Here is an 18,701-nt window from a genome sequence, read left to right on the forward strand (position 1 = left end):
CAACAACTTCAACCACTTGCGCTTCCGATCTCTCGTCAGCGGGAGGCGAATTCTACAGCGTTACACGCTGCTGTCAACACCTCTTTTTCAACTTCCTTTTGGGCTTCGATGAACTGAAGCCGCTTACCGACGAAACCTACTTAACTCGCTGAATCTCAAGGAGTTTTCCGTTTCGACTGCGCCGGAAGTGGGGCGAATTATAGACATCTGAAATCCGCCGTCAACACTTATTTGAAACATTACTCGGATTTCAGCGTGATCCGGGCAAATGCCTTTTTTCCGGCCTGGCAAACGTGGGTCGCACCCAGTGCATATATAAAGGAGCGATCAACCACTTCACCATCAACGCGAACACCGCCAGACGCCAGGAGGTCACGCGCAGCCGCCGAGTTCTTCACCAGCCCTGCCTTATTAAGGACAGCGGCAATCGGCATATCCTCAGCGGAAGCCATTTCGATCTCCGGCAAGTCATCCGGCAACTCGCCATCCTTCATGCGGTTACCTGCAGCACGGTGAGCATTGGCCGCAGCCTCTTCACCATGGAAACGCGCGACGATTTCTTCAGCCAGCTTGATTTTGACGTCACGCGGATTGGCACCCGCCTCGACATCAGCTCGCAATGCATTGATTTCATCCATGGAGCGGAAGCTGAGCAGCTCGAAGTAGCGCCACATCAGCGCATCCGGAATCGAAACCAGCTTGCTGTACATGACACCCGGCGCTTCCTGGATACCGACGTAATTGCCCAACGATTTGGACATCTTCTTCACGCCATCCAGCCCCTCGAGCAATGGCATGGTCAGAATGCATTGAGCCTCCTGACCATAACCACGTTGCAGCTCGCGCCCCATCAGCAAATTGAATTTCTGATCGGTACCGCCCAGCTCGACATCCGCACGCAGAGCCACCGAGTCGTAACCCTGCACCAGCGGATAGAGGAACTCATGAATAGCGATAGGCTGGTTGGTGGTGTAGCGCTTGTCGAAGTCATCGCGCTCGAGCATGCGTGCGACCGTGTATTGCGAAGTCAGACGAATGAAATCCGCCGGCCCCATCTGATCCATCCAGGTAGAGTTGAACGCGACTTCGGTTTTCGCCGGATCGAGAATCTTGAACACCTGAGTCTTGTACGTCTCGGCGTTTTCCAGAACCTGCTCGCGAGTCAACGGCGGGCGTGTAGCGCTCTTGCCACTCGGATCACCGATCATCCCGGTGAAATCGCCGATAAGGAAGATCACCTGATGCCCCAGTTCCTGGAACTGACGCAGCTTATTAATAAGCACGGTGTGGCCCAGATGCAGATCCGGCGCGGTCGGATCGAAACCAGCCTTGATACGCAGCGGCTGGCCGCGCTTGAGCTTCTCGATCAGCTCGGACTCGACCAGTAGTTCTTCCGCACCACGTTTTATCAGCGCTAGCTGCTCTTCAACCGACTTCATAACAGACCCGCAAGGCTCAGATTCAAAGGGAACCAACCATACAATATCGCGCACCAATTACAAGTTTTGCCCGGCGCACGACCACCAATCCACAGACTCACTGTCTGTAGACTTGCTTCAGAGATGATTTGGTTATATTTTATACAGTTATTTCATCTTCATCATGTCATTCATCTTTTCCAATTCATCATTTTTCAAAGTCAAAATTACCTATGACCACAGAACCGTCTAAAGCGCCCCCGCTTTACCCGAAGACCCACCTGCTTGCCGCAAGTGGAATCGCCGCCCTTCTCAGCCTGGCGCTCCTGGTATTCCCTTCCAGTGATGTAGAAGCCAAAAAGACGACCCTGAGCCTTGAACTGGAAAGTCCTGCTGAACAACTGACACAAGATCAAGACGCTGCTGACGCGGCTCAAGCCACAAATGAACCCGTCGCATCGCCGTTTGCGCAAATCGAAAACACTGACGACAGCACCGCACAAACCGCGGATGCCGCCCCTGCCCCTGCACCTACAGTTGAAGAAAAAGTAAAAGCCCCAGGCCATCGCGAAGTCGTTGTAGCCAAGGGCGATACGCTGTCCACGCTGTTCGAAAAGGTCGGTTTGCCAGGCGCTTCTGTGCATGAAGTATTGGCCAGCGACAAACAAGCCAAACAATTCAGCCAGCTCAAGCGTGGCCAGAAGCTTGAATTCGAATTGAGTCCGGACGGCCAGTTGACCGGCCTGCACAGCAAGGTCAGCGACGTCGAAACCATCACCCTTACCCGAAATGACAAGGGCTACGCGTTCAGTCGCGTCACCGCAAAGCCGACCGTTCGTACCGCGTATGTTCACGGCGTGATCAACAGCTCGCTGTCGCAATCCGCAGCTCGTGCGGGCCTGTCGCACAGCCTGACCATGGATATGGCCAGTGTTTTCGGCTATGACGTCGACTTCGCCCAAGACATCCGTCAGGGCGACGAATTCGATGTGATCTACGAGCAGAAAGTGGTCAACGGCAAAGCAGTCGGCAACGGTCCGATCCTCTCGGCTCGCTTTACCAACCGCGGCAAGACCTACACCGCCGTGCGCTACACCAACAAGCAAGGCAACAGCAGCTATTACACCGCCGATGGCAACAGCATGCGCAAGGCGTTCATTCGCACTCCGGTGGACTTCGCTCGTATCAGCTCCAAGTTCTCGATGGGCCGCAAGCACCCGATCCTCAACAAGATCCGCGCCCACAAAGGCGTTGACTACGCAGCGCCACGCGGTACGCCAATCAAGGCTGCCGGTGACGGTAAAGTGCTGCTCGCCGGCCGCCGCGGCGGTTACGGCAACACAGTGATCATTCAGCACGGCAACACCTACCGTACGCTGTACGGTCACATGCAAGGTTTTGCCAAGGGCGTGAAAACCGGCGGTACCGTCAAGCAAGGTCAGGTGATTGGCTACATCGGCACCACGGGCCTGTCGACCGGTCCGCACTTGCACTACGAGTTCCAGGTCAACGGTGTGCACGTCGATCCACTGGGCCAGAAACTGCCAATGGCGGACCCGATTGCCAAGTCGGAACGAGCGCGGTTCCTGGCTCAGAGTCAGCCATTGATGGCACGCATGGACCAAGAAAAGGCCACCATGCTGGCCTCGAGCAAGCGTTAAATCATGGCCTTGTATATCGGGGTAATGTCCGGAACCAGTCTCGACGGGCTGGACATTGCCCTGATCGAGCAGACCTCGGCGATCAGATTGGTCGCCACCCACTACATCCCCATGCCCGACTCCCTGCGCGCCGAGCTGCTTGGCTTGTGCGCCAGCGGCCCTGACGAAATTGCCCGCTCGGCCATCGCCCAGCAACACTGGGTGAAGCTCGCCGCGCAGGGTGTACACGCGCTACTGAGCAACCAGCACCTCAAACCTGAAGCCATTCGTGCGATCGGCAGTCACGGCCAGACCATTCGCCATGAACCGGCGCGCGGTTTTACGGTGCAGATCGGCAACCCGGCCCTGCTCACCGAACTGACCGGCATCACGGTCGTCAGTGACTTCCGTAGCCGCGACGTCGCGGCCGGCGGCCAGGGTGCACCGCTGGTGCCGGCCTTTCATGAGGCTTTGTTCGAAGAGCGTACTGGCAATCAGGCAGTCTTGAATGTCGGCGGTTTCAGCAATTTGAGTCTGATCGAGCCGACCAGGCCTGTAGCCGGTTTCGACTGTGGCCCGGGGAATGTCCTGATGGACGCCTGGATTCAGCAGCAACGCGGCGAAAACTACGACCGCAATGGCGATTGGGCGAAGACAGGCACTATTGAACCTCAATTGCTGGAAGCCCTGCTCAGCGATCCGTTCTTCATCACCCAAGGACCGAAAAGCACCGGGCGCGAGGTATTCAACCTGCCCTGGCTTGAACAACACCTTTCACGTTTTCCCGCGTTTGCTGCGGAGAACGTGCAGGCCACACTGCTTGAACTGAGCGCCGTAACCATCGTCACCTCGCTGCAAAGCGCTCAAGCCAATACACAGGAGTTGCTGGTCTGCGGCGGCGGTGCACATAACTCGGCTTTAATGACACGATTGGCAGCGCTGCTACCCGACACCACCGTCGCCAGTACCGCCAGCCACGGCGTTGATCCTGACTGGGTCGAAGCGATGGCGTTCGCCTGGCTGGCTCATTGCTGCCTCGAAGGTATCGCCGCCAACCGTCCGAGCGTCACCGGTGCCCGCGGCCTCCGAGTGCTTGGCGCGATCTATCCGGCCTGAGTGAATCGCGAGACAACAAAAAACGCCGCAGAACCGTGAGGCTCTGCGGCGTTTCAGTATGCGAAGCGAAAACGCTGTAAAGACGCTGCTATCAGATCGAGAACGACGACCCGCAACCACACGTGGTGGTGGCGTTCGGGTTCTTGATCACGAACCGCGAACCTTCCAGACCTTCCTGGTAATCCACTTCCGCACCGGCCAGGTACTGGAAGCTCATCGGATCGACCACCAGACTCACGCCTTCGCGCTCGACGATGGTGTCGTCATCGGCCACATCTTCATCGAAGGTGAAACCGTATTGAAACCCTGAACAACCGCCGCCCGTAACGAATACGCGCAGCTTCAAGCGATCATTCCCCTCTTCATCGACCAGGCTCTTCACCTTGTGCGCAGCACCTTGAGTGAATTGCAAAGCCGTGGGGGTGAAGGATTCGACGCTCATGCTGACTTTCTCCCGGCGTTACGCCGCCATAATGCGTGATGACGCGCATTATCCGCTTGTCCTAGAAAATTGGTCAACTATTAGAGGAGCGGCGGCAAGCTTCAAGCGCTGAGCTTCAAGCTTGCGGCTTATAGCTCGCAGCTGCTTTCAGGGCAGCATGCCGGCGTGGGACAAACCAAAGCGTTCGTCCAGGCCAAACAGGATGTTCATGTTCTGCACTGCCTGCCCCGACGCGCCTTTAACCAGATTGTCGATGACCGACAGCACTACCACCAGGTCACCATCCTGAGGACGGTGCACCGCGATGCGGCAGACATTGGCGCCACGCACGCTACGGGTTTCGGGATGGCTGCCGGCCGGCATCACATCGACGAACGGTTCGTTGGCATAGCGTTTTTCGAACAGCGCTTGCAGATCCACCGAACGATCAACCACGGTCGCGTAAAGCGTGGAGTGGATGCCACGGATCATCGGAGTCAGATGCGGGACGAATGTCAGACCGACCTCCTTGCCCGCCGCACGACGCAGGCCCTGGCGAATTTCCGGCAGGTGACGGTGACCTTTCACCGCATACGCCTTCATGCTTTCCGACGTTTCGGAGTACAGCGAGCCTACAGCCGCACCACGGCCGGCACCGCTGACACCGGATTTGCAGTCGGCGATCAGGCGCGAAGCGTCAGCCAGCCCGGCTTCCAGCAATGGCAGGAAACCCAGTTGCGTCGCGGTTGGATAGCAACCCGGCACCGCAATCAGACGTGCTTTTTTGATCTGCTCGCGATTGACTTCCGGCAGACCGTAGACCGCTTCATCCAGCAATTCCGGTGCGCCGTGAGGCTGGCCGTACCACTTGGCCCATTCTTCGGCGTCCTGCAGTCGGAAGTCTGCCGACAGGTCGATGACCTTGGTGCCCGCCGCCAGCAACTCACCTGCCAATGCGTGCGCAACACCGTGCGGGGTGGCGAAGAACACCACGTCGCAAGCACCGAGGGTTTTCACGTCCGGCACGCTGAACGCCAGGCCGTCGTAGTGGCCGCGCAGGTTCGGGTACATGTCAGCCACGGCCAGACCGGCCTCGGATCGGGAAGTGATGACGACCACTTCTGCCTGCGGATGCTGTGCCAACAGACGCAGCAGTTCGACACCGGTGTAACCCGTGCCGCCGACGATACCGACCTTGACCATAAACCTGCCCTCAACGAAACCACTGGAAAGCCGTCGATGATAGGGGCCGCGCGCCCCTGCGACAACCGTCAAGGTGACGTGCGGACGCTCAAGCCTCTACTATCTGGCTTACCGTGAATGAGGGAATAACCAAAATGCTCTATCTGTGGATCAAAGCGTTGCATATCGTCAGTGTCGTCTGCTGGTTCGCCGGGCTGTTCTACCTGCCGCGATTGTTCGTCTATCACGCGCAAAGCGAAGACACGATCAGCAAGGAGCGCTTCAGCGTCATGGAGCGCAAGTTGTATCGGGGCATCATGGGCCCGGCGATGATCGCCACCCTGATCTTTGGCGGCTGGCTGATTTACCTCAACCCGACGATCTTCAGTCAAGGCGGCTGGATCCACGCCAAACTGACCCTGGTCGTGCTGCTGATCGGTTACCACCACATGTGTGGCGCGCAAATCAAACGCTTCGCCCGTGGCGAAAACACCCGCAGCCATGTCTTTTATCGCTGGTTCAATGAAGTGCCGGTTCTGCTATTGCTGGCTATCGTCATTCTGGTCGTGGTCCGGCCGTTCTAGTTTCGATAACTAAACCATTTCGGGGTACTCCAATGTCGCTGCCCGCTTTGCTCGAACAACGTCTGCGTCTGCCTGTGGTGGCTGCGCCGATGTTCCTGATATCCAATCCGCAACTGGTGCTCGCCTGCTGCCGCAATGGCGTTGTGGGTAGCTTTCCCGCGTTGAACCAGCGCGAAAGCAGTGGTTTCAAGGCCTGGCTGGAAGAGATCGAGGCGGGACTGGCCGCACTGGAAAACCCGGCGCCGTATGCGGTGAACCTGATCGTCCATAACAGCAATCCACGGTTGCAGGCTGACCTGAATATCTGCGTCGAGCACAAGGTGCCGATCGTAATCACCAGCCTCGGTGCGGTGAAGGAACTGGTCGACGCAGTGCACAGCTATGGCGGCCTGGTGTTCCACGATGTGACGACACGCCGGCATGCCGAGAAAGCCGCCGAAGCCGGGGTCGATGGTTTGATCGCTGTCGCAGCCGGCGCCGGCGGGCATGCCGGGACCTGGAGCCCTTTTGCACTGGTCGCCGAAATCCGCCAGTTCTTCGACAAGACGCTGCTGCTTGCAGGATGTTTGAACCACGGCCATGAGATTCTCGCTGCCCAACTGCTCGGTGCGGATTTAGCCTACTTCGGTACGCGATTTATCGGCACCAGCGAAAGTCATGCGCCTGACGCTTACAAGCAGATGCTGCTGACAGCCAAGGCCGCGGACATCATCCATACTCCAGAGGTGTCGGGAGTACCGGCCAGTTTCATGCGCCAGAGCCTGGAAGCGGCCGGTTTCGATATGGCCGCCCTGCAAGGTAAAGGCGAAGTGAATTTCGGCGACAAGCTCAAGCCGATCAGCGACGAAGCCAAAGCCTGGAAAACCGTGTGGTCGGCCGGCCAGGGCGTGGGGCAGATCGACGACTTGCCGACAGTCGATCAATTGATTGCACGACTGGACGCCGAATACCGCCAGGCGCAGAGTCGCGCAGCACAGCTACCGAGCCGCTGGCCACGCTGAGAAAAAACCGGGCCAGCGCCGTTGGCTGGCCTTACACTGCTGACCTTTCAAACAACTCGCGACAAGGATGCCTCGACCATGAGCGAACCCCGTTACAAGATCGTCTTCGATGGCGCTCTGCAGCCCGGTGTCGATCTCACCACTGCCAAACTCAATCTGGCGGATCTGTTCAAAAGCGATGTTGCCGGCATCGAGCGTCTGTTCACTGGCCGCACCGTCGCCCTCAAGCGTGACTTGTCGCACAGTGATGCGCAGACCTATCTGCAGGCGCTGAACAAGACCGGCATCGATGCGCGGATCGAAACCGAAACCGTCATCGACCTGAACCTGTCCGACGTCCACGAGCAATCCGCGGCCTTGGCGGAACCCGACTCACCTTACGCACCACCGCGCGCCAGCGTCGCTGAAAATCTGCCGGCGTTCGCCACACTCAAACCGTTCAGCTTCGAAGGGCGGATTGGCCGCCTGCGTTTTCTCGCGTGGACAATGGTCCTGAGCCTGGTGACGCTGCCGATTGTCGGCGTGTTTGCCCTGATGGCTCTGGGGCTGGTCGCGGGCGACTCCACCACCGGCCTGATCATTGGCGGGATTCTCGCTTTCTTCTTGTTCGTCGCATTCTTGATTGTCAGTATCCTGTTCAGCGTCCAGCGTCTGCATGACATTGGCTGGTCTGGCTGGCTCTGGCTGCTGAACCTGGTGCCGTTCGTGGGCAGCTTCTTTCCGCTGGTGATCATGGTCGTGCCGGGCAACACCGGTGCCAACCGTTACGGGCCACCGCCGCCGCCCAACAGCACCGCCGTCAAAGTCCTGTGTTCGCTGTGGATCGTGTTCTTCGCGCTGCTCTTCGTCGGTGGAATGCTCGGTGGTATTTCGGCTATCCAGCAGGAATATGAAAGCAATCTGGAAAGCAGCTACGAAAGCGGCTCGGTAACCACCGATGAGATCGATGTGGAGGTCGAACCGCCCGTGATTTCCAGTGACGATGCAGCCGAAGCGGCGCAGCCCCCTGTAGACTCTGCGCAAGAATGAACAGCGCTCCCCGCCGTGACACCCGCGTCGCCGGCGCGGAGCTGTTGCGATGGAGAATTGCATGACCCGTTACGCTCTGATCACTGGCGCTTCCAGCGGCATCGGCCTGGCCATGGCCGAAGCGCTGGCCCGCCGCGGCCGCAGCCTGATTCTGGTGGCTCGACAGCGTGATCAGCTGGAAAGTATTGCTCTGGAGTTGACTCAACGCTTTGGCGTCGAAGTGCTGTTTCGCGCCTGCGATCTCGGCGAACCGTTGCGCCTGTCCGGCTTCCTGCTGGAGCTAGAGGAAGGCGACCGCCAGATCGATTTGCTGGTCAATTGCGCCGGCATCGGTACTTGCGGTCCGTTCCTTGCGCAAGACTGGATGACCGAGCAGGATCTGATCGAGGTGAACATCCTCGCCCTCACCCGCCTCTGCCACGCCATCGGCAACAGCATGGCGCTGCAGGGTGGCGGGCAGATCCTCAATGTCGCCTCGGTGGCGGCTTTCAGCCCCGGTCCGTGGATGAGCACTTACTACGCAAGCAAGGCTTATGTCCTGAACTTCTCCGAAGCCTTGCGAGTTGAACTCAAACAAAGCGCGGTAAAGGTTTCGGTGCTCTGCCCTGGCCCGACACGCACGGCATTTTTCCGGACGGCACAGCTCAACGGTGAAAAACTCGAAGACAGCGCAAAGCTGATGAGCCCCGAAGAAGTCGCGCTGTACACCGTGCGCGCCCTCGAAAAGAACCGCGCGATCATCATTCCGGGACGACGTAACCGCTGGCTGGCCTTTTTGCCGCGGTTCGGCTCGCGCTGGCTCAACCGGACCATCGTTGGCATGGTCAACAAAGCTTATTGCCCGCGCTGAAAATTCCGAATTCAACGCGGTACACTCGACTCAGCCCCTACAACGGAGAAACAGCAGTGGATACTCTGTTCACCAAGATCATCAACCGGGAGATTCCGGCGAAGATCATTTACGAGGACGACCAGGTTCTGGCGTTCCACGACATCGCTCCACAGGCACCGGTGCATTTCCTGGTGATCCCGAAGAAACCGGTGCGCACCCTCAACGACCTGACCGAAGACGACAAGGCACTGGCCGGGCACATCCTGTTCACCGCGCAACGCCTGGCGCTGGAGCTGGGCTGCGAGGAAGGTTTCCGCGTGGTGATGAATTGCAATGAACTCGGTGGGCAGACTGTCTATCACATTCATATGCATGTACTGGGTCAGCGCCAGATGAACTGGCCGCCGGGCTGATTGACGGCAAAACCTGTGGGAGCCTGCTCGCGAAGGCTTGGGTACATTCGACATTTGAATACCAGACAGTCCGCTTTCGCGAGCAGGCTCGCTCCCACATAAAGCCTGCCCGCGCGACCAATGACCCAACGCAAACCTTCGCCGGCTGATTCGGTTAAACTGGCCGTCGAGATTTTTCCCGGAGGTCAGCATGACTACCCAACGTCACTACTCGCCGATTGACCGTCTTCTGCTGCAAGCCGATGCCGCAATGCGAACTTTGCTGCCCTTCAGTGGTCAGCCGTACCGCCCGTCACCGGCCCTCCTGCAGCCGGACACGCCAATGAGCGACGAAGACACCCGCCACGTCGCCGGCCTGATGCGCATCAACCACACCGGCGAGGTCTGCGCCCAAGCGCTGTACCAAGGGCAGGCGCTGACCGCCAAACTGCCGCAGGTACGCGAGGCCATGGAGCATGCGGCCGAAGAAGAGATCGATCACCTGGTCTGGTGCGAACAGCGTATTCATCAGTTAGGCAGCCATACCAGCGTGCTGAATCCGTTGTTTTATGGCATGTCGTTCGGGATCGGTGCGGTTGCCGGGCTGATCAGCGACAAGGTCAGCCTCGGTTTTGTCGCGGCGACCGAGCATCAGGTGTGCAAGCATCTGAACGAGCACCTTGAGCAACTGCCAGCCGAGGACGAGAAGTCCCGGGCGATTCTGGAGCAGATGCGCATCGACGAAGAACATCATGCGGAGAGTGCGCTGGATGCAGGTGGTTTTCGCTTTCCGGCGCCGGTGAAATTCGGGATGAGTATCCTGGCCAAGGTGATGACCAAGAGTACTTATCGAATTTGAGACAGGTATTGCGGCTGATGGCCCCTTCGCGAGCAGGCTCGCTCCTACAGGGGGCTGTGCTTCGGACATGAAAAAGGCGACTGCCGTGAGGGAGTCGCCTTTTTTGTGCCTGGGACTTACGCAGGCATGTTGCGTGCGTAGAAGATCTCGAGCATTTCGTGTTTCACCCGGTCGGTCACTTGAGCACGCTGCTCAGGGGACAGATTGCTGGTGGCGTCGCCGAACAGGTAGTTGTCCAGTTCGAAGTTCTTCAACAGCATTTTGGTGTGGAACAGATTTTCCTGATACACGTTCACGTCGGTCATCTGGTACGCGTCGCGAGTGTCTTCGGACAAGTAGTTCTGGATCGAGTTGATCTCGTGGTCGATGAAGTGCTTGTTGCCTTCAACGTCACGGGTGAAGCCGCGCACACGATAATCCACAGTCACGATGTCCGAATCGAACTGGTGAATGAGGAAATTGAGCGCTTTAAGCGGTGAAATGACCCCACAGGTCGACACGTCGATGTCCACACGGAAAGTTGCAATACCGTCGTCCGGATGAATCTCCGGGTAGGTGTGCACCGTGATGTGACTCTTGTCGAGGTGGGCCAGGATAATTTCGGGCAACGGGCCCGGCGATTCTTCGATCTGACTGTCAGTCGGGGTCACCGGCTCTTCAGAAATCAGAATCGTGACGCTGGCGCCCTGAGGTTCGTAGTCCTGACTGGCAATGTTCAGGATGTTGGCACCAATGATCTCGACAACTTCCGTGAGAATCTGCGTCAGGCGTTTCGCGTTGTACTCTTGATTGATGTACTCGACGTAAGCCTGCTGGTCTTGCGGGGTTTCCGCATAGCAGATGTCATAGATGTTGAAGCTCAAGGTCTTTGTCAGGTTATTGAACCCGTGGAGCTTGAGTTTGCTTTTCACCGTTAAAAACTCTCTATGTATGCGGCCCGGCCGCGTGATCAAGCATGCCCGTCAAGTGCGAACGACGCACCTGCGTAGGACGGTTAACACCTCTTCGCGATGGCGATTTTGGTTGTCTGTTCAGGCGGATGACCCGTCGGCTGACCGATCACTGCCCTGAAAAAAGTGGCGCATTATGCAGACGTCAGCGGGGGATCGCCAGAGTCTGCACTGCTTTTATGATAGTTGAATGTCGGTTCAACCGAGTTCGACGATTTCGTAATCGTGGGTAATCGCCACGCCAGCCGCACCGAGCATGATCGAGGCCGAGCAGTATTTCTCGGCGGACAGCTCGATCGCACGCTTGACCTGGGCTTCTTTCAGACCACGACCCTTGACGACGAAATGCATGTGGATCTTGGTAAAGACCTTGGGATCTTCGGTGGCGCGCTCGGCTTCCAGGAACGCTTCGCAGCTTTCAACAGCCTGGCGCGACTTCTTGAGGATGCTGACCACGTCGAAGTTGCTGCAACCGCCGACGCCCAGCAGGAGCATCTCCATCGGCCGAACACCCAGATTGCGACCACCGGCGTCCGGCGGACCGTCCATCACCACGACATGACCGCTGCCGGATTCACCGAGGAACATGGCTTCGCCAGCCCATTGGATGCGTGCCTTCATCGCCCAGACTCCACTGTAAAAAAAGGGTCGCCAGCTTAGCACAGCGATTTGCCCCAACAGGAGCGGCGTCCCAGGACGCACGCCTCTGGCCTGTAGGTAATTTCTCGAATTTGCGACGAAGTGTCTGTTAAGCTGGCGCCAATTCGCTGGCGCCCGTGCCAGCCCGTGTCGTCAGCTGTTGCAGCGACCCTCTTCAGCGCCTCATAAAAAAACCAAACATCACCGTGCAGTCTTTTCGGGATACAACCATGGTTGCTATTACCCCCACATCCAGAGTCAAGAATCTCGACAAGTTGTTGATGCATTGTCAACGCCGTCGCCATGCAGCCAAGAGCAACATCATCTGTGCCGGCGATCGCTCGGACACGCTGTATTTCATCATCAAAGGCTCGGTGACGATTCTGATCGAGGACGATGACGGCCGCGAAATGATCATCGCGTACCTCAATGCCGGGGACTTCTTTGGTGAGCTGGGCCTGTTCGAGCAGGCCGGCCAGGAGCAGGAGCGCAGCGCCTGGGTAAGGGCCAAGGTCGAATGCGAAACCGCAGAAATCAGCTACGCCAAGTTCCGCGAATTGTCCCAGCAGGACCCGGACATTCTTTACGTACTCAGCGGACAGATCGCACAACGCCTGCGCAATACCACGCGCAAGGTCGGCGACCTGGCCTTCTTCGACGTCACCGGTCGCGTGGCCCGCTGCCTGCTTGAGCTGTGCAAGCAACCGGACGCCATGACCCACCCGGACGGCATGCAGATCAAGGTGACGCGTCAGGAAATCGGGCGGATCGTGGGTTGTTCGCGGGAGATGGTCGGTCGCGTGCTCAAGGATCTGGAAGAACGCAACCTGGTCGATGTGAAAGGCAAGACCATGGTGGTCTTCGGTACGCGCTGAATCCTGAAAATCAGGTGCTGTAGATCTGCGCCAGCATCAGACGAAACAGTTCATCGAGACGCGCCAAAGCCTGTGGCGCGTTGAATTTCTCATGCAGGGCGATGTGGCTTTGCGCTCGTACCCGTTGCTCCAGGCCGCAGGCCTCGTTGAAGCGATTGACCGCTGCAACCATCGATTCACGCTCGTCATCCATCAGCATCGCACCGTGCACCAGCCCGACCGGACGCTGGCCGCCCTGACTCTGGCGCCAGCGCTGCGCGGTGCCGACCATTTTGCGTCCATCCAGATTGACGTTGAAGCGTCCGTCGCAGAACGCACCGTCAATTTCGCCCAGCGAAGACGTGCCGCCTAATTCATCGAGCAACTGACAGATCGGATCGCACAAACGTCGGTAGCCGGTTTCGATACGATTGAGATCGCCCTCGCTGCGCGGCGGCGCGTAAACCAGCGCGATGTTGATCGTCGCGGCGGATTGCGGGACCGGCTCGCCGCCGGTTTCGCGCAGCAGCACCGGCCATCCGGCCGCAGCGGAGACTTCGCAGGCGTGGTCGAAACCGGGTAACCGGTTGAGGCGGCGCGGCATGACCAGCGCGCGGTCGCTGGGTTGCCAGAACAGCAGAGCGAATTCCGCGTCGCCGGCGCACACCGAGGCCAACAGATCTTGCTCGGCTTGCAGGCCGGCTTCGATGGTCAGAAGGATTGGCAGCGACATGAAGGGCTCCGGCAGATTAGACATCTTTAGCGGATTTTAAGGCCTCATCGCGAGCGGGCTCACTCCTACAGGGGAACGCGTTCCAAATGTAGGAGTGAGCCTGCTCGCGATGGCGTCGAATCAGTCGAGGGTCGAGCCGCTGACTACCGGGCCGCCACGCTCCGGGAAGAACAGACGCTGCAGCTCGGTGCCCGGGCTTTCCGCACGCATGAACGCCTCGCCAACCAGAAACGCGTACACGTCGCTGATTTCCATCAGCTCGACATCGGCACGATTGAGAATGCCGCTCTCGGTGATCACCAGGCGATCTCGGGGAATGCGTGGCAGCAGATCCAGCGTGGTCTCCAGGCTGACGTCGAAGGTATGCAGATTGCGGTTGTTGACCCCGATCAGTGGCGTATCGAGTGTCTTCAAGGCGCGTTCGAGCTCATCGCCATCGTGCACTTCCACCAGTACATCGAGGCCGACGCTTTTTGCCACCGCAGCCAGTTCGGCCATCTTCACGTCATCCAGTGCGGAGACGATCAGCAGCACGCAGTCCGCGCCCAGTGCGCGGGCTTCGACGATCTGATACGGGTCGATCATGAAATCCTTGCGGATCACTGGTAGCTTGCACGCGGCACGGGCCTGTTGCAGATACGCATCGGCGCCCTGGAAATAGTCGATGTCAGTCAGCACCGACAGACAGGTCGCCCCGCCCTTCTCGTAGCTTCTGGCGATATCGGCGGGAACGAAGTCTTCGCGGATCACGCCTTTGCTCGGCGAGGCCTTTTTGATCTCGGCAATCACCGCTGGCTGTTTCTTCTTCGCTTGCGTCAGCAACGCCTGGGCGAAACCACGGGATGCATCGGCCGACTTGGCCAGAGTCTCCAGCTCGGCGAGGCTGACGCGGGCGCTACGCTCGGCCACTTCCTCGACTTTGCGGGCGAGAATCTTTTCCAGAACCGTCGGTACACTCATCCTTCATTCTCCACTTTGAATACCGCGGTAAAGGCACCCAGCTCCTCGAGTTTCTCCCGAGCGAGGCCGGTGTGCAAAGCGTCGTGCGCAAGCTCCACGCCCTGTTTCAAACTGCTGGCCAGATCGGCGGCGTACAACGCAGCACCGGCATTGAGCACGATCATCTCGGCGGCTTTCTGACCGTTTTCGGTTTTGCGCTTGCCGAGGGCATCACGGATCAGCGCCAGCGACGCTTCCGGGCCTTCGACCGACAGGCCGTGCAGGCTCTGGCTCTTCATGCCGAGATCTTCCGGCTCTACCCAATATTCAGTGATTTCGTTGTTCTTCAGTTCGGCGACAAACGTCGGCGCGGCGAGACTGAATTCATCCAGCCCATCCTTCGAATGCACCACCAGCACATGCTTGCTGCCCAGACGCTGCAAGACTTCAGCCAATGGCCGGCACAGCGCCTGCGTGAACACGCCCACCACCTGATGCTTCACTCCGGCCGGATTCGTAAGCGGGCCGAGCATGTTGAACAGCGTGCGCAGGCCGAGATCGCGGCGCGGGCCGGCAGCGTATTTCATGGCTTTGTGGTGGGTCTGGGCAAACATGAAACCGATGCCGACATTGTCGATGCAACGCGCCACTTGTACCGGCGTCAGGTTCAGATAGATGCCAGCGGCTTCGAGCAAGTCCGCACTGCCGCTCTTGCCCGAGACGGCGCGGTTGCCGTGCTTGGCCACGGTGCAACCGGCTGCCGCGACAACGAAGGAAGAAGCGGTCGACACGTTGAAGATGTTCGCGCCGTCCCCACCGGTGCCGACCACATCGACCACGCCGTCGAGGGTCTTGAGTTCAACCTGATCGGCCAGTTCACGCATGACCGACACGGCGCCGACGATCTCGTCGATGCTCTCGCTTTTCATGCGCATGGCCATCATGAACGCGCCGATTTGCGCGTCGCTGCATTGGCCGGTCATGATTTCGCGCATCACATCGCGCATTTCATCTGTGCTGAGGTCGAGGTGATCGACGATACGGCTCAGGGCTGTCTTGATATTCATGCAAAGTCCTTAGCGCATGCCGCCGGTTTGTTTGAGGAAGTTGGCGAACAGTTCATGGCCCTGTTCGGTGAGGATCGACTCGGGGTGAAACTGTACACCTTCGATGTTCAGGGTCTTGTGACGCAGGCCCATGATTTCGTCAACCGAACCGTCATCGTGTTGTGTCCACGCGGTCAGCTCCAGGCAATCAGGCAAGCTCTCGTGCTTGACGATCAGCGAATGGTAGCGGGTGACGGTCAGCGGATGGTTGAGACCGCTGAATACGCCCTTGTCCTCGTGGAATACCGGGCTAGTCTTACCGTGCATCACTTGCCGCGCCCGCACGACGTCGCCGCCGAAGGCCTGACCGATGGACTGGTGGCCAAGGCAGACACCGAGAATCGGCAGCTTGCCGGCGAAGTGCTTGATCGCATCGATGGAAATGCCGGCTTCGGTCGGCGTGCACGGGCCGGGGGACACCACGATGCGCTCGGGGTTGAGCGCTTCGATTTCGGCGATGGTCAGTTCGTCGTTGCGCACCACTTTGACCTCGGCACCCAGCTCGCCGAGGTATTGCACAACGTTGTAAGTAAAGGAGTCGTAGTTGTCGATCATCAGCAACATGGCGTGTCGAACCTCTTGAATTCTGATTTGAAAACAGCCTTCAGAACACTTGCCCGCAGGGCGCTGCACGATGTCGGACGCAGTCAGGTGCGTCGGCACAGCGGCATTTCAGACAGGCAAGGAAGGCAAAGCGATACAGATCCGGCGGGGCCGGCAGAAAAGATTCAGGCGCGCCAACGCCAGCGGGCGTGTGCCTTGATGACTTGATCCAGAAGTTTGCTGGTGATCAACACGGGGAAGGTCTCGTTCATGCGTTCCGGCACAGTAACTTAGCTGGGCAGAGCGTGCAATATGGCGGGGCCTGCGGGAGATAAAACGAGGAGACGATTCGCGACCGATGGCAAAACGCCGAGAGTTTTTGGTACTGTCGTTTCGTTCACCTACAACAATAAATAAACGGACTTGCTCATGATCAGACAGACGTTGTTTGTACCGCTGGCCGGATGCCTGCTCGCACTGGCCTGTGCTCAGGCGAATGCAGCGCCAAACCCTTATTCCAGCTTCATCGTATTTGGCGACAGCCTCAACGACGCCGGTACCTTCGCCGACGCTGGCGGCCCGGCAGGCTCGACCGAGCGTTATACCAACCGCACCGGGCCGGTCTATCAGGACGGCAGCGGTGAAGTGTATTCATTGAATTCCACCCAACTGCTCGGCGCACGCCTGGGCTTCAGTGCCGACCAGACAGCATCTTCCAGCTCGGCCGTACGTGCTGAAAATGGTCAGGCGGACGGCAACAACTGGGCGGTCGGCGGTTATCGCACTGACCAGATTCTCGATTCGATCACCAGCCAGTCGGCCACCGGCGAACGCACGCGCTCCGGTTACCTGCCATCGAACGGCTTTCGCGCCGATCCAAATGCGCTCTATTACGTTTCCGGTGGCGGTAACGACTTTCTGCAGGGCCGCGTTCTCAGCCTGCCTCAGGCCAACGCCGCCGCCGATCGGCTGGCCGACAGCGTGCAAACCCTGCAAACCGCCGGCGCCAAATACGTGATGGTCTGGCTCCTGCCCGACGTCGGCCTGACGCCGGCACTCAACGGTACGCCGCTGCAGACGTTCAGCAGCACCCTCGCCAATCAATTCAACAGCCAGTTGGTGACACGGCTGCAAGGCATCAATGCCGAAGTCATTCCGCTGAACATTCCGGTGCTGCTCTCGGAAGTGTTCGCCGATCCGGGGCGCTTCGGACTGGCGACTGACCAGAACCTGACCGCAACCTGTTTCAGCGGCAGCGGTTGCCCCGAAAACGCCCGTTACGGCATCAACAGCGCTACGCCAGATCCGACCAAACTGATCTACAACGACGGTGTACACCCGACCGAGTCCGGGCAGAAACTGATCGCCGACTACGCCTACTCGCTGTTGGCCGCACCTTGGGAGCTGACCCTGCTGCCGGAAATGGCCCACTCCACCGTGCGCGCGCACCAGGATGAACTGCGCAGCCAATGGCAGGCCGATTGGGAAAACTGGCAAGCGGTCGGCCAATGGCGGGCGATTGTCTCGGCGGGCGGGCAACATCTGGACGTCGACAGCCAAAGCAGCGGCGCCAGCGCCGATGGCAGTGGTTATAACCTCAACGTCGGTGGCAGCTATCGCTTGAATGACGCCTGGCGTGTTGGCGTGGCCGCAGGTTTGTACCGGCAGAATCTGGAAGCCGGGCATAACGACTCGGACTACAAACTCAACAGCTACATGGCCACGGCATTTGCCCAGTTCCAGCAGAATCGCTGGTGGGCCGACGCGGCGTTGACCGGCGGCAAACTCGACTACGACAACCTCAAGCGCAAGTTCGACCTGGGCGTCAGCGAAGGTGCCGAAAAAGGCGATACCGACGGCAGCCTGTGGGCGTTCAGCACCCGCGTCGGTTACGACATTGCCCAGCCGGGCAGCGAGTGGCACTTGTCGCCCTTCGTCAGCGCCGACTACGCCAGCGTCGATGTCGACGGCTACTCAGAGAAAAGCAACCGCGCCACGGCGCTGACCTTCGACGATCAGAGCCGCGATTCGAAACGCCTCGGCCTCGGCTTGCAGGGCAAGTACAACATCACCGCGCAGACTCAGGTGTTCGGCGAATACGCCCATGAGCGCGAGTACGAAGACGATGTGCAGAAGGTCAATATCGCGCTCAACACCCTGCCGGCGAATGACTTCACCCTGGAAGGCTACACACCGGCCAGCCACTTGAACCGTCTGAGCCTGGGCGTCAGCCACAAGCTCACCGCGGATCTGGCGCTGCGCGGCGGGTACACGTTCCGCAAGGATGATGACTTCAAGCAGCAGGGGTTGAATGTCGGGGTGGTGCTCGACTTCTGACTTGCAGATGCAAAAAAGCGGCGCCCTCACAGGCGCCGCTTTTTTATGCCTCAACACAATCCAAATGTAGGAGTGAGCCTGCTCGCGATAGCGGTGGTTCAGTCAACTGATGTGTTGAATGTTATT

Annotated in this window: 19 protein-coding genes; 10 read left to right on the forward strand and 9 right to left on the reverse strand. The window is 58.8% G+C overall.

The window, feature by feature from the left end; all coding sequences use genetic code 11:
* Nucleotides 1–239: 239 nt before the first annotated feature.
* On the reverse strand, nucleotides 240–1,439 hold the full coding sequence (gene tyrS, locus ACYYKW_RS01490; RefSeq protein ID WP_093097837.1) for a tyrosine--tRNA ligase: 1,200 nt from the start codon (nucleotides 1,437–1,439) through the stop codon (nucleotides 240–242).
* Nucleotides 1,440–1,651: 212 nt separating this feature from the next.
* Here tyrS and ACYYKW_RS01495 point away from each other — a divergent pair, with 212 nt between their 5' ends.
* Together ACYYKW_RS01495 and ACYYKW_RS01500 are read left to right on the forward strand one after the other, a co-directional pair.
* Entirely contained in the window at nucleotides 1,652–3,079 is a 1,428-nt protein-coding gene (locus ACYYKW_RS01495; RefSeq protein ID WP_464989246.1) for a peptidoglycan DD-metalloendopeptidase family protein, read from the forward strand.
* Between the two features lie 3 nt (nucleotides 3,080–3,082).
* Nucleotides 3,083–4,174: an anhydro-N-acetylmuramic acid kinase gene (locus tag ACYYKW_RS01500; protein ID WP_093097835.1), complete on the forward strand. Its 1,092-nt coding sequence runs from the start codon at nucleotides 3,083–3,085 to the stop codon at nucleotides 4,172–4,174.
* 91 nt (nucleotides 4,175–4,265) lie between these two features.
* Here ACYYKW_RS01500 and erpA read toward each other — a convergent pair whose 3' ends face one another.
* A complete protein-coding gene (erpA, locus tag ACYYKW_RS01505) occupies nucleotides 4,266–4,616 on the reverse strand; it encodes an iron-sulfur cluster insertion protein ErpA (RefSeq protein ID WP_007918905.1) in 351 nt (116 codons plus the stop codon).
* Nucleotides 4,617–4,763: 147 nt separating this feature from the next.
* Nucleotides 4,764–5,798, reverse strand: coding sequence for an N-acetyl-gamma-glutamyl-phosphate reductase (argC, locus tag ACYYKW_RS01510; RefSeq protein WP_093097834.1), 1,035 nt, complete (start codon nucleotides 5,796–5,798; stop codon nucleotides 4,764–4,766).
* Nucleotides 5,799–5,932: 134 nt separating this feature from the next.
* Here argC and hemJ point away from each other — a divergent pair, with 134 nt between their 5' ends.
* From hemJ to coq7, 6 genes are all read left to right on the forward strand, one after another.
* Entirely contained in the window at nucleotides 5,933–6,361 is a 429-nt protein-coding gene (gene hemJ, locus ACYYKW_RS01515) for a protoporphyrinogen oxidase HemJ (RefSeq protein WP_464989247.1), read from the forward strand.
* A gap of 32 nt (nucleotides 6,362–6,393) precedes the next feature.
* Complete coding sequence (locus ACYYKW_RS01520; protein ID WP_464989248.1) at nucleotides 6,394–7,362, forward strand: NAD(P)H-dependent flavin oxidoreductase; 969 nt, start codon at nucleotides 6,394–6,396, stop codon at nucleotides 7,360–7,362.
* Nucleotides 7,363–7,440: 78 nt separating this feature from the next.
* The gene (locus ACYYKW_RS01525; RefSeq protein WP_093097830.1) at nucleotides 7,441–8,391 is read left to right on the forward strand and encodes a DUF805 domain-containing protein; all 951 of its coding nucleotides are present in this window, start codon (nucleotides 7,441–7,443) and stop codon (nucleotides 8,389–8,391) included.
* A gap of 61 nt (nucleotides 8,392–8,452) precedes the next feature.
* Nucleotides 8,453–9,241, forward strand: a complete 789-nt coding sequence (locus ACYYKW_RS01530; RefSeq protein WP_093097827.1) for an SDR family NAD(P)-dependent oxidoreductase — start codon at nucleotides 8,453–8,455, stop codon at nucleotides 9,239–9,241.
* 56 nt (nucleotides 9,242–9,297) lie between these two features.
* Entirely contained in the window at nucleotides 9,298–9,636 is a 339-nt protein-coding gene (locus tag ACYYKW_RS01535; RefSeq protein WP_017128660.1) for a histidine triad nucleotide-binding protein, read from the forward strand.
* Between the two features lie 190 nt (nucleotides 9,637–9,826).
* Nucleotides 9,827–10,474 carry a 2-polyprenyl-3-methyl-6-methoxy-1,4-benzoquinone monooxygenase gene (gene coq7 / locus ACYYKW_RS01540; RefSeq protein ID WP_090286800.1) on the forward strand — a complete coding sequence of 216 codons (648 nt, stop codon included), beginning with the start codon at nucleotides 9,827–9,829 and terminating at the stop codon, nucleotides 10,472–10,474.
* 116 nt (nucleotides 10,475–10,590) lie between these two features.
* Here the strand turns inward: coq7 and speD are convergent, their stop codons facing one another.
* Nucleotides 10,591–11,385 (reverse strand): adenosylmethionine decarboxylase, encoded by a 795-nt coding sequence (gene speD / locus ACYYKW_RS01545; RefSeq protein WP_090286802.1) that lies wholly within the window; start codon nucleotides 11,383–11,385, stop codon nucleotides 10,591–10,593.
* A gap of 237 nt (nucleotides 11,386–11,622) precedes the next feature.
* Nucleotides 11,623–12,045 carry an OsmC family protein gene (locus ACYYKW_RS01550; protein ID WP_003228794.1) on the reverse strand — a complete coding sequence of 141 codons (423 nt, stop codon included), beginning with the start codon at nucleotides 12,043–12,045 and terminating at the stop codon, nucleotides 11,623–11,625.
* A 248-nt stretch (nucleotides 12,046–12,293) separates the two neighbouring features.
* Between ACYYKW_RS01550 and crp the strand changes: the two genes are divergently transcribed.
* A complete protein-coding gene (gene crp / locus ACYYKW_RS01555) occupies nucleotides 12,294–12,938 on the forward strand; it encodes a cAMP-activated global transcriptional regulator CRP (protein ID WP_090286804.1) in 645 nt (214 codons plus the stop codon).
* A 10-nt stretch (nucleotides 12,939–12,948) separates the two neighbouring features.
* Here the strand turns inward: crp and ACYYKW_RS01560 are convergent, their stop codons facing one another.
* The 4 genes from ACYYKW_RS01560 to ACYYKW_RS01575 all read right to left on the reverse strand — a co-directional run bounded on the left by ACYYKW_RS01560 (nucleotide 12,949) and on the right by ACYYKW_RS01575 (nucleotide 16,259).
* Complete coding sequence (locus ACYYKW_RS01560; protein WP_464989249.1) at nucleotides 12,949–13,650, reverse strand: lipoate--protein ligase family protein; 702 nt, start codon at nucleotides 13,648–13,650, stop codon at nucleotides 12,949–12,951.
* 120 nt (nucleotides 13,651–13,770) lie between these two features.
* Complete coding sequence (trpC, locus tag ACYYKW_RS01565) at nucleotides 13,771–14,610, reverse strand: indole-3-glycerol phosphate synthase TrpC (RefSeq protein WP_464989250.1); 840 nt, start codon at nucleotides 14,608–14,610, stop codon at nucleotides 13,771–13,773.
* Nucleotides 14,607–15,656 (reverse strand): anthranilate phosphoribosyltransferase, encoded by a 1,050-nt coding sequence (gene trpD, locus ACYYKW_RS01570; RefSeq protein WP_090286810.1) that lies wholly within the window; start codon nucleotides 15,654–15,656, stop codon nucleotides 14,607–14,609. The genes trpC and trpD overlap by 4 nt, the downstream gene beginning before the upstream one ends.
* A 9-nt stretch (nucleotides 15,657–15,665) precedes the next feature.
* Nucleotides 15,666–16,259 carry an aminodeoxychorismate/anthranilate synthase component II gene (locus tag ACYYKW_RS01575; RefSeq protein ID WP_464989251.1) on the reverse strand — a complete coding sequence of 198 codons (594 nt, stop codon included), beginning with the start codon at nucleotides 16,257–16,259 and terminating at the stop codon, nucleotides 15,666–15,668.
* A gap of 408 nt (nucleotides 16,260–16,667) precedes the next feature.
* Between ACYYKW_RS01575 and estP the strand changes: the two genes are divergently transcribed.
* Nucleotides 16,668–18,575 (forward strand): esterase EstP, encoded by a 1,908-nt coding sequence (gene estP / locus ACYYKW_RS01580; protein ID WP_464989252.1) that lies wholly within the window; start codon nucleotides 16,668–16,670, stop codon nucleotides 18,573–18,575.
* Nucleotides 18,576–18,701: the final 126 nt, after the last annotated feature.

The sequence above is a fragment of the Pseudomonas sp. 15C genome (assembly GCF_055484735.1).

Bases quoted from the DNA above. Each gene is read 5' to 3' on its own strand.
- hemJ (WP_464989247.1), top strand. From the start codon at position 5,933: ATGCTCTATCTGTGGATCAAAGCGTTGCATATCGTCAGTGTCGTCTGC.
- trpD (WP_090286810.1), bottom strand. From the start codon at position 15,656: ATGAATATCAAGACAGCCCTGAGCCGTATCGTCGATCACCTCGACCTC.
- ACYYKW_RS01495 (WP_464989246.1), top strand. From the start codon at position 1,652: ATGACCACAGAACCGTCTAAAGCGCCCCCGCTTTACCCGAAGACCCAC.
- ACYYKW_RS01520 (WP_464989248.1), top strand. From the start codon at position 6,394: ATGTCGCTGCCCGCTTTGCTCGAACAACGTCTGCGTCTGCCTGTGGTG.
- ACYYKW_RS01575 (WP_464989251.1), bottom strand. From the start codon at position 16,259: ATGTTGCTGATGATCGACAACTACGACTCCTTTACTTACAACGTTGTG.
- ACYYKW_RS01525 (WP_093097830.1), top strand. From the start codon at position 7,441: ATGAGCGAACCCCGTTACAAGATCGTCTTCGATGGCGCTCTGCAGCCC.
- ACYYKW_RS01530 (WP_093097827.1), top strand. From the start codon at position 8,453: ATGACCCGTTACGCTCTGATCACTGGCGCTTCCAGCGGCATCGGCCTG.
- trpC (WP_464989250.1), bottom strand. From the start codon at position 14,610: ATGAGTGTACCGACGGTTCTGGAAAAGATTCTCGCCCGCAAAGTCGAG.
- erpA (WP_007918905.1), bottom strand. From the start codon at position 4,616: ATGAGCGTCGAATCCTTCACCCCCACGGCTTTGCAATTCACTCAAGGT.
- ACYYKW_RS01550 (WP_003228794.1), bottom strand. From the start codon at position 12,045: ATGAAGGCACGCATCCAATGGGCTGGCGAAGCCATGTTCCTCGGTGAA.
- estP (WP_464989252.1), top strand. From the start codon at position 16,668: ATGATCAGACAGACGTTGTTTGTACCGCTGGCCGGATGCCTGCTCGCA.
- ACYYKW_RS01560 (WP_464989249.1), bottom strand. From the start codon at position 13,650: ATGTCGCTGCCAATCCTTCTGACCATCGAAGCCGGCCTGCAAGCCGAG.
- crp (WP_090286804.1), top strand. From the start codon at position 12,294: ATGGTTGCTATTACCCCCACATCCAGAGTCAAGAATCTCGACAAGTTG.
- argC (WP_093097834.1), bottom strand. From the start codon at position 5,798: ATGGTCAAGGTCGGTATCGTCGGCGGCACGGGTTACACCGGTGTCGAA.
- coq7 (WP_090286800.1), top strand. From the start codon at position 9,827: ATGACTACCCAACGTCACTACTCGCCGATTGACCGTCTTCTGCTGCAA.
- tyrS (WP_093097837.1), bottom strand. From the start codon at position 1,439: ATGAAGTCGGTTGAAGAGCAGCTAGCGCTGATAAAACGTGGTGCGGAA.
- ACYYKW_RS01500 (WP_093097835.1), top strand. From the start codon at position 3,083: ATGGCCTTGTATATCGGGGTAATGTCCGGAACCAGTCTCGACGGGCTG.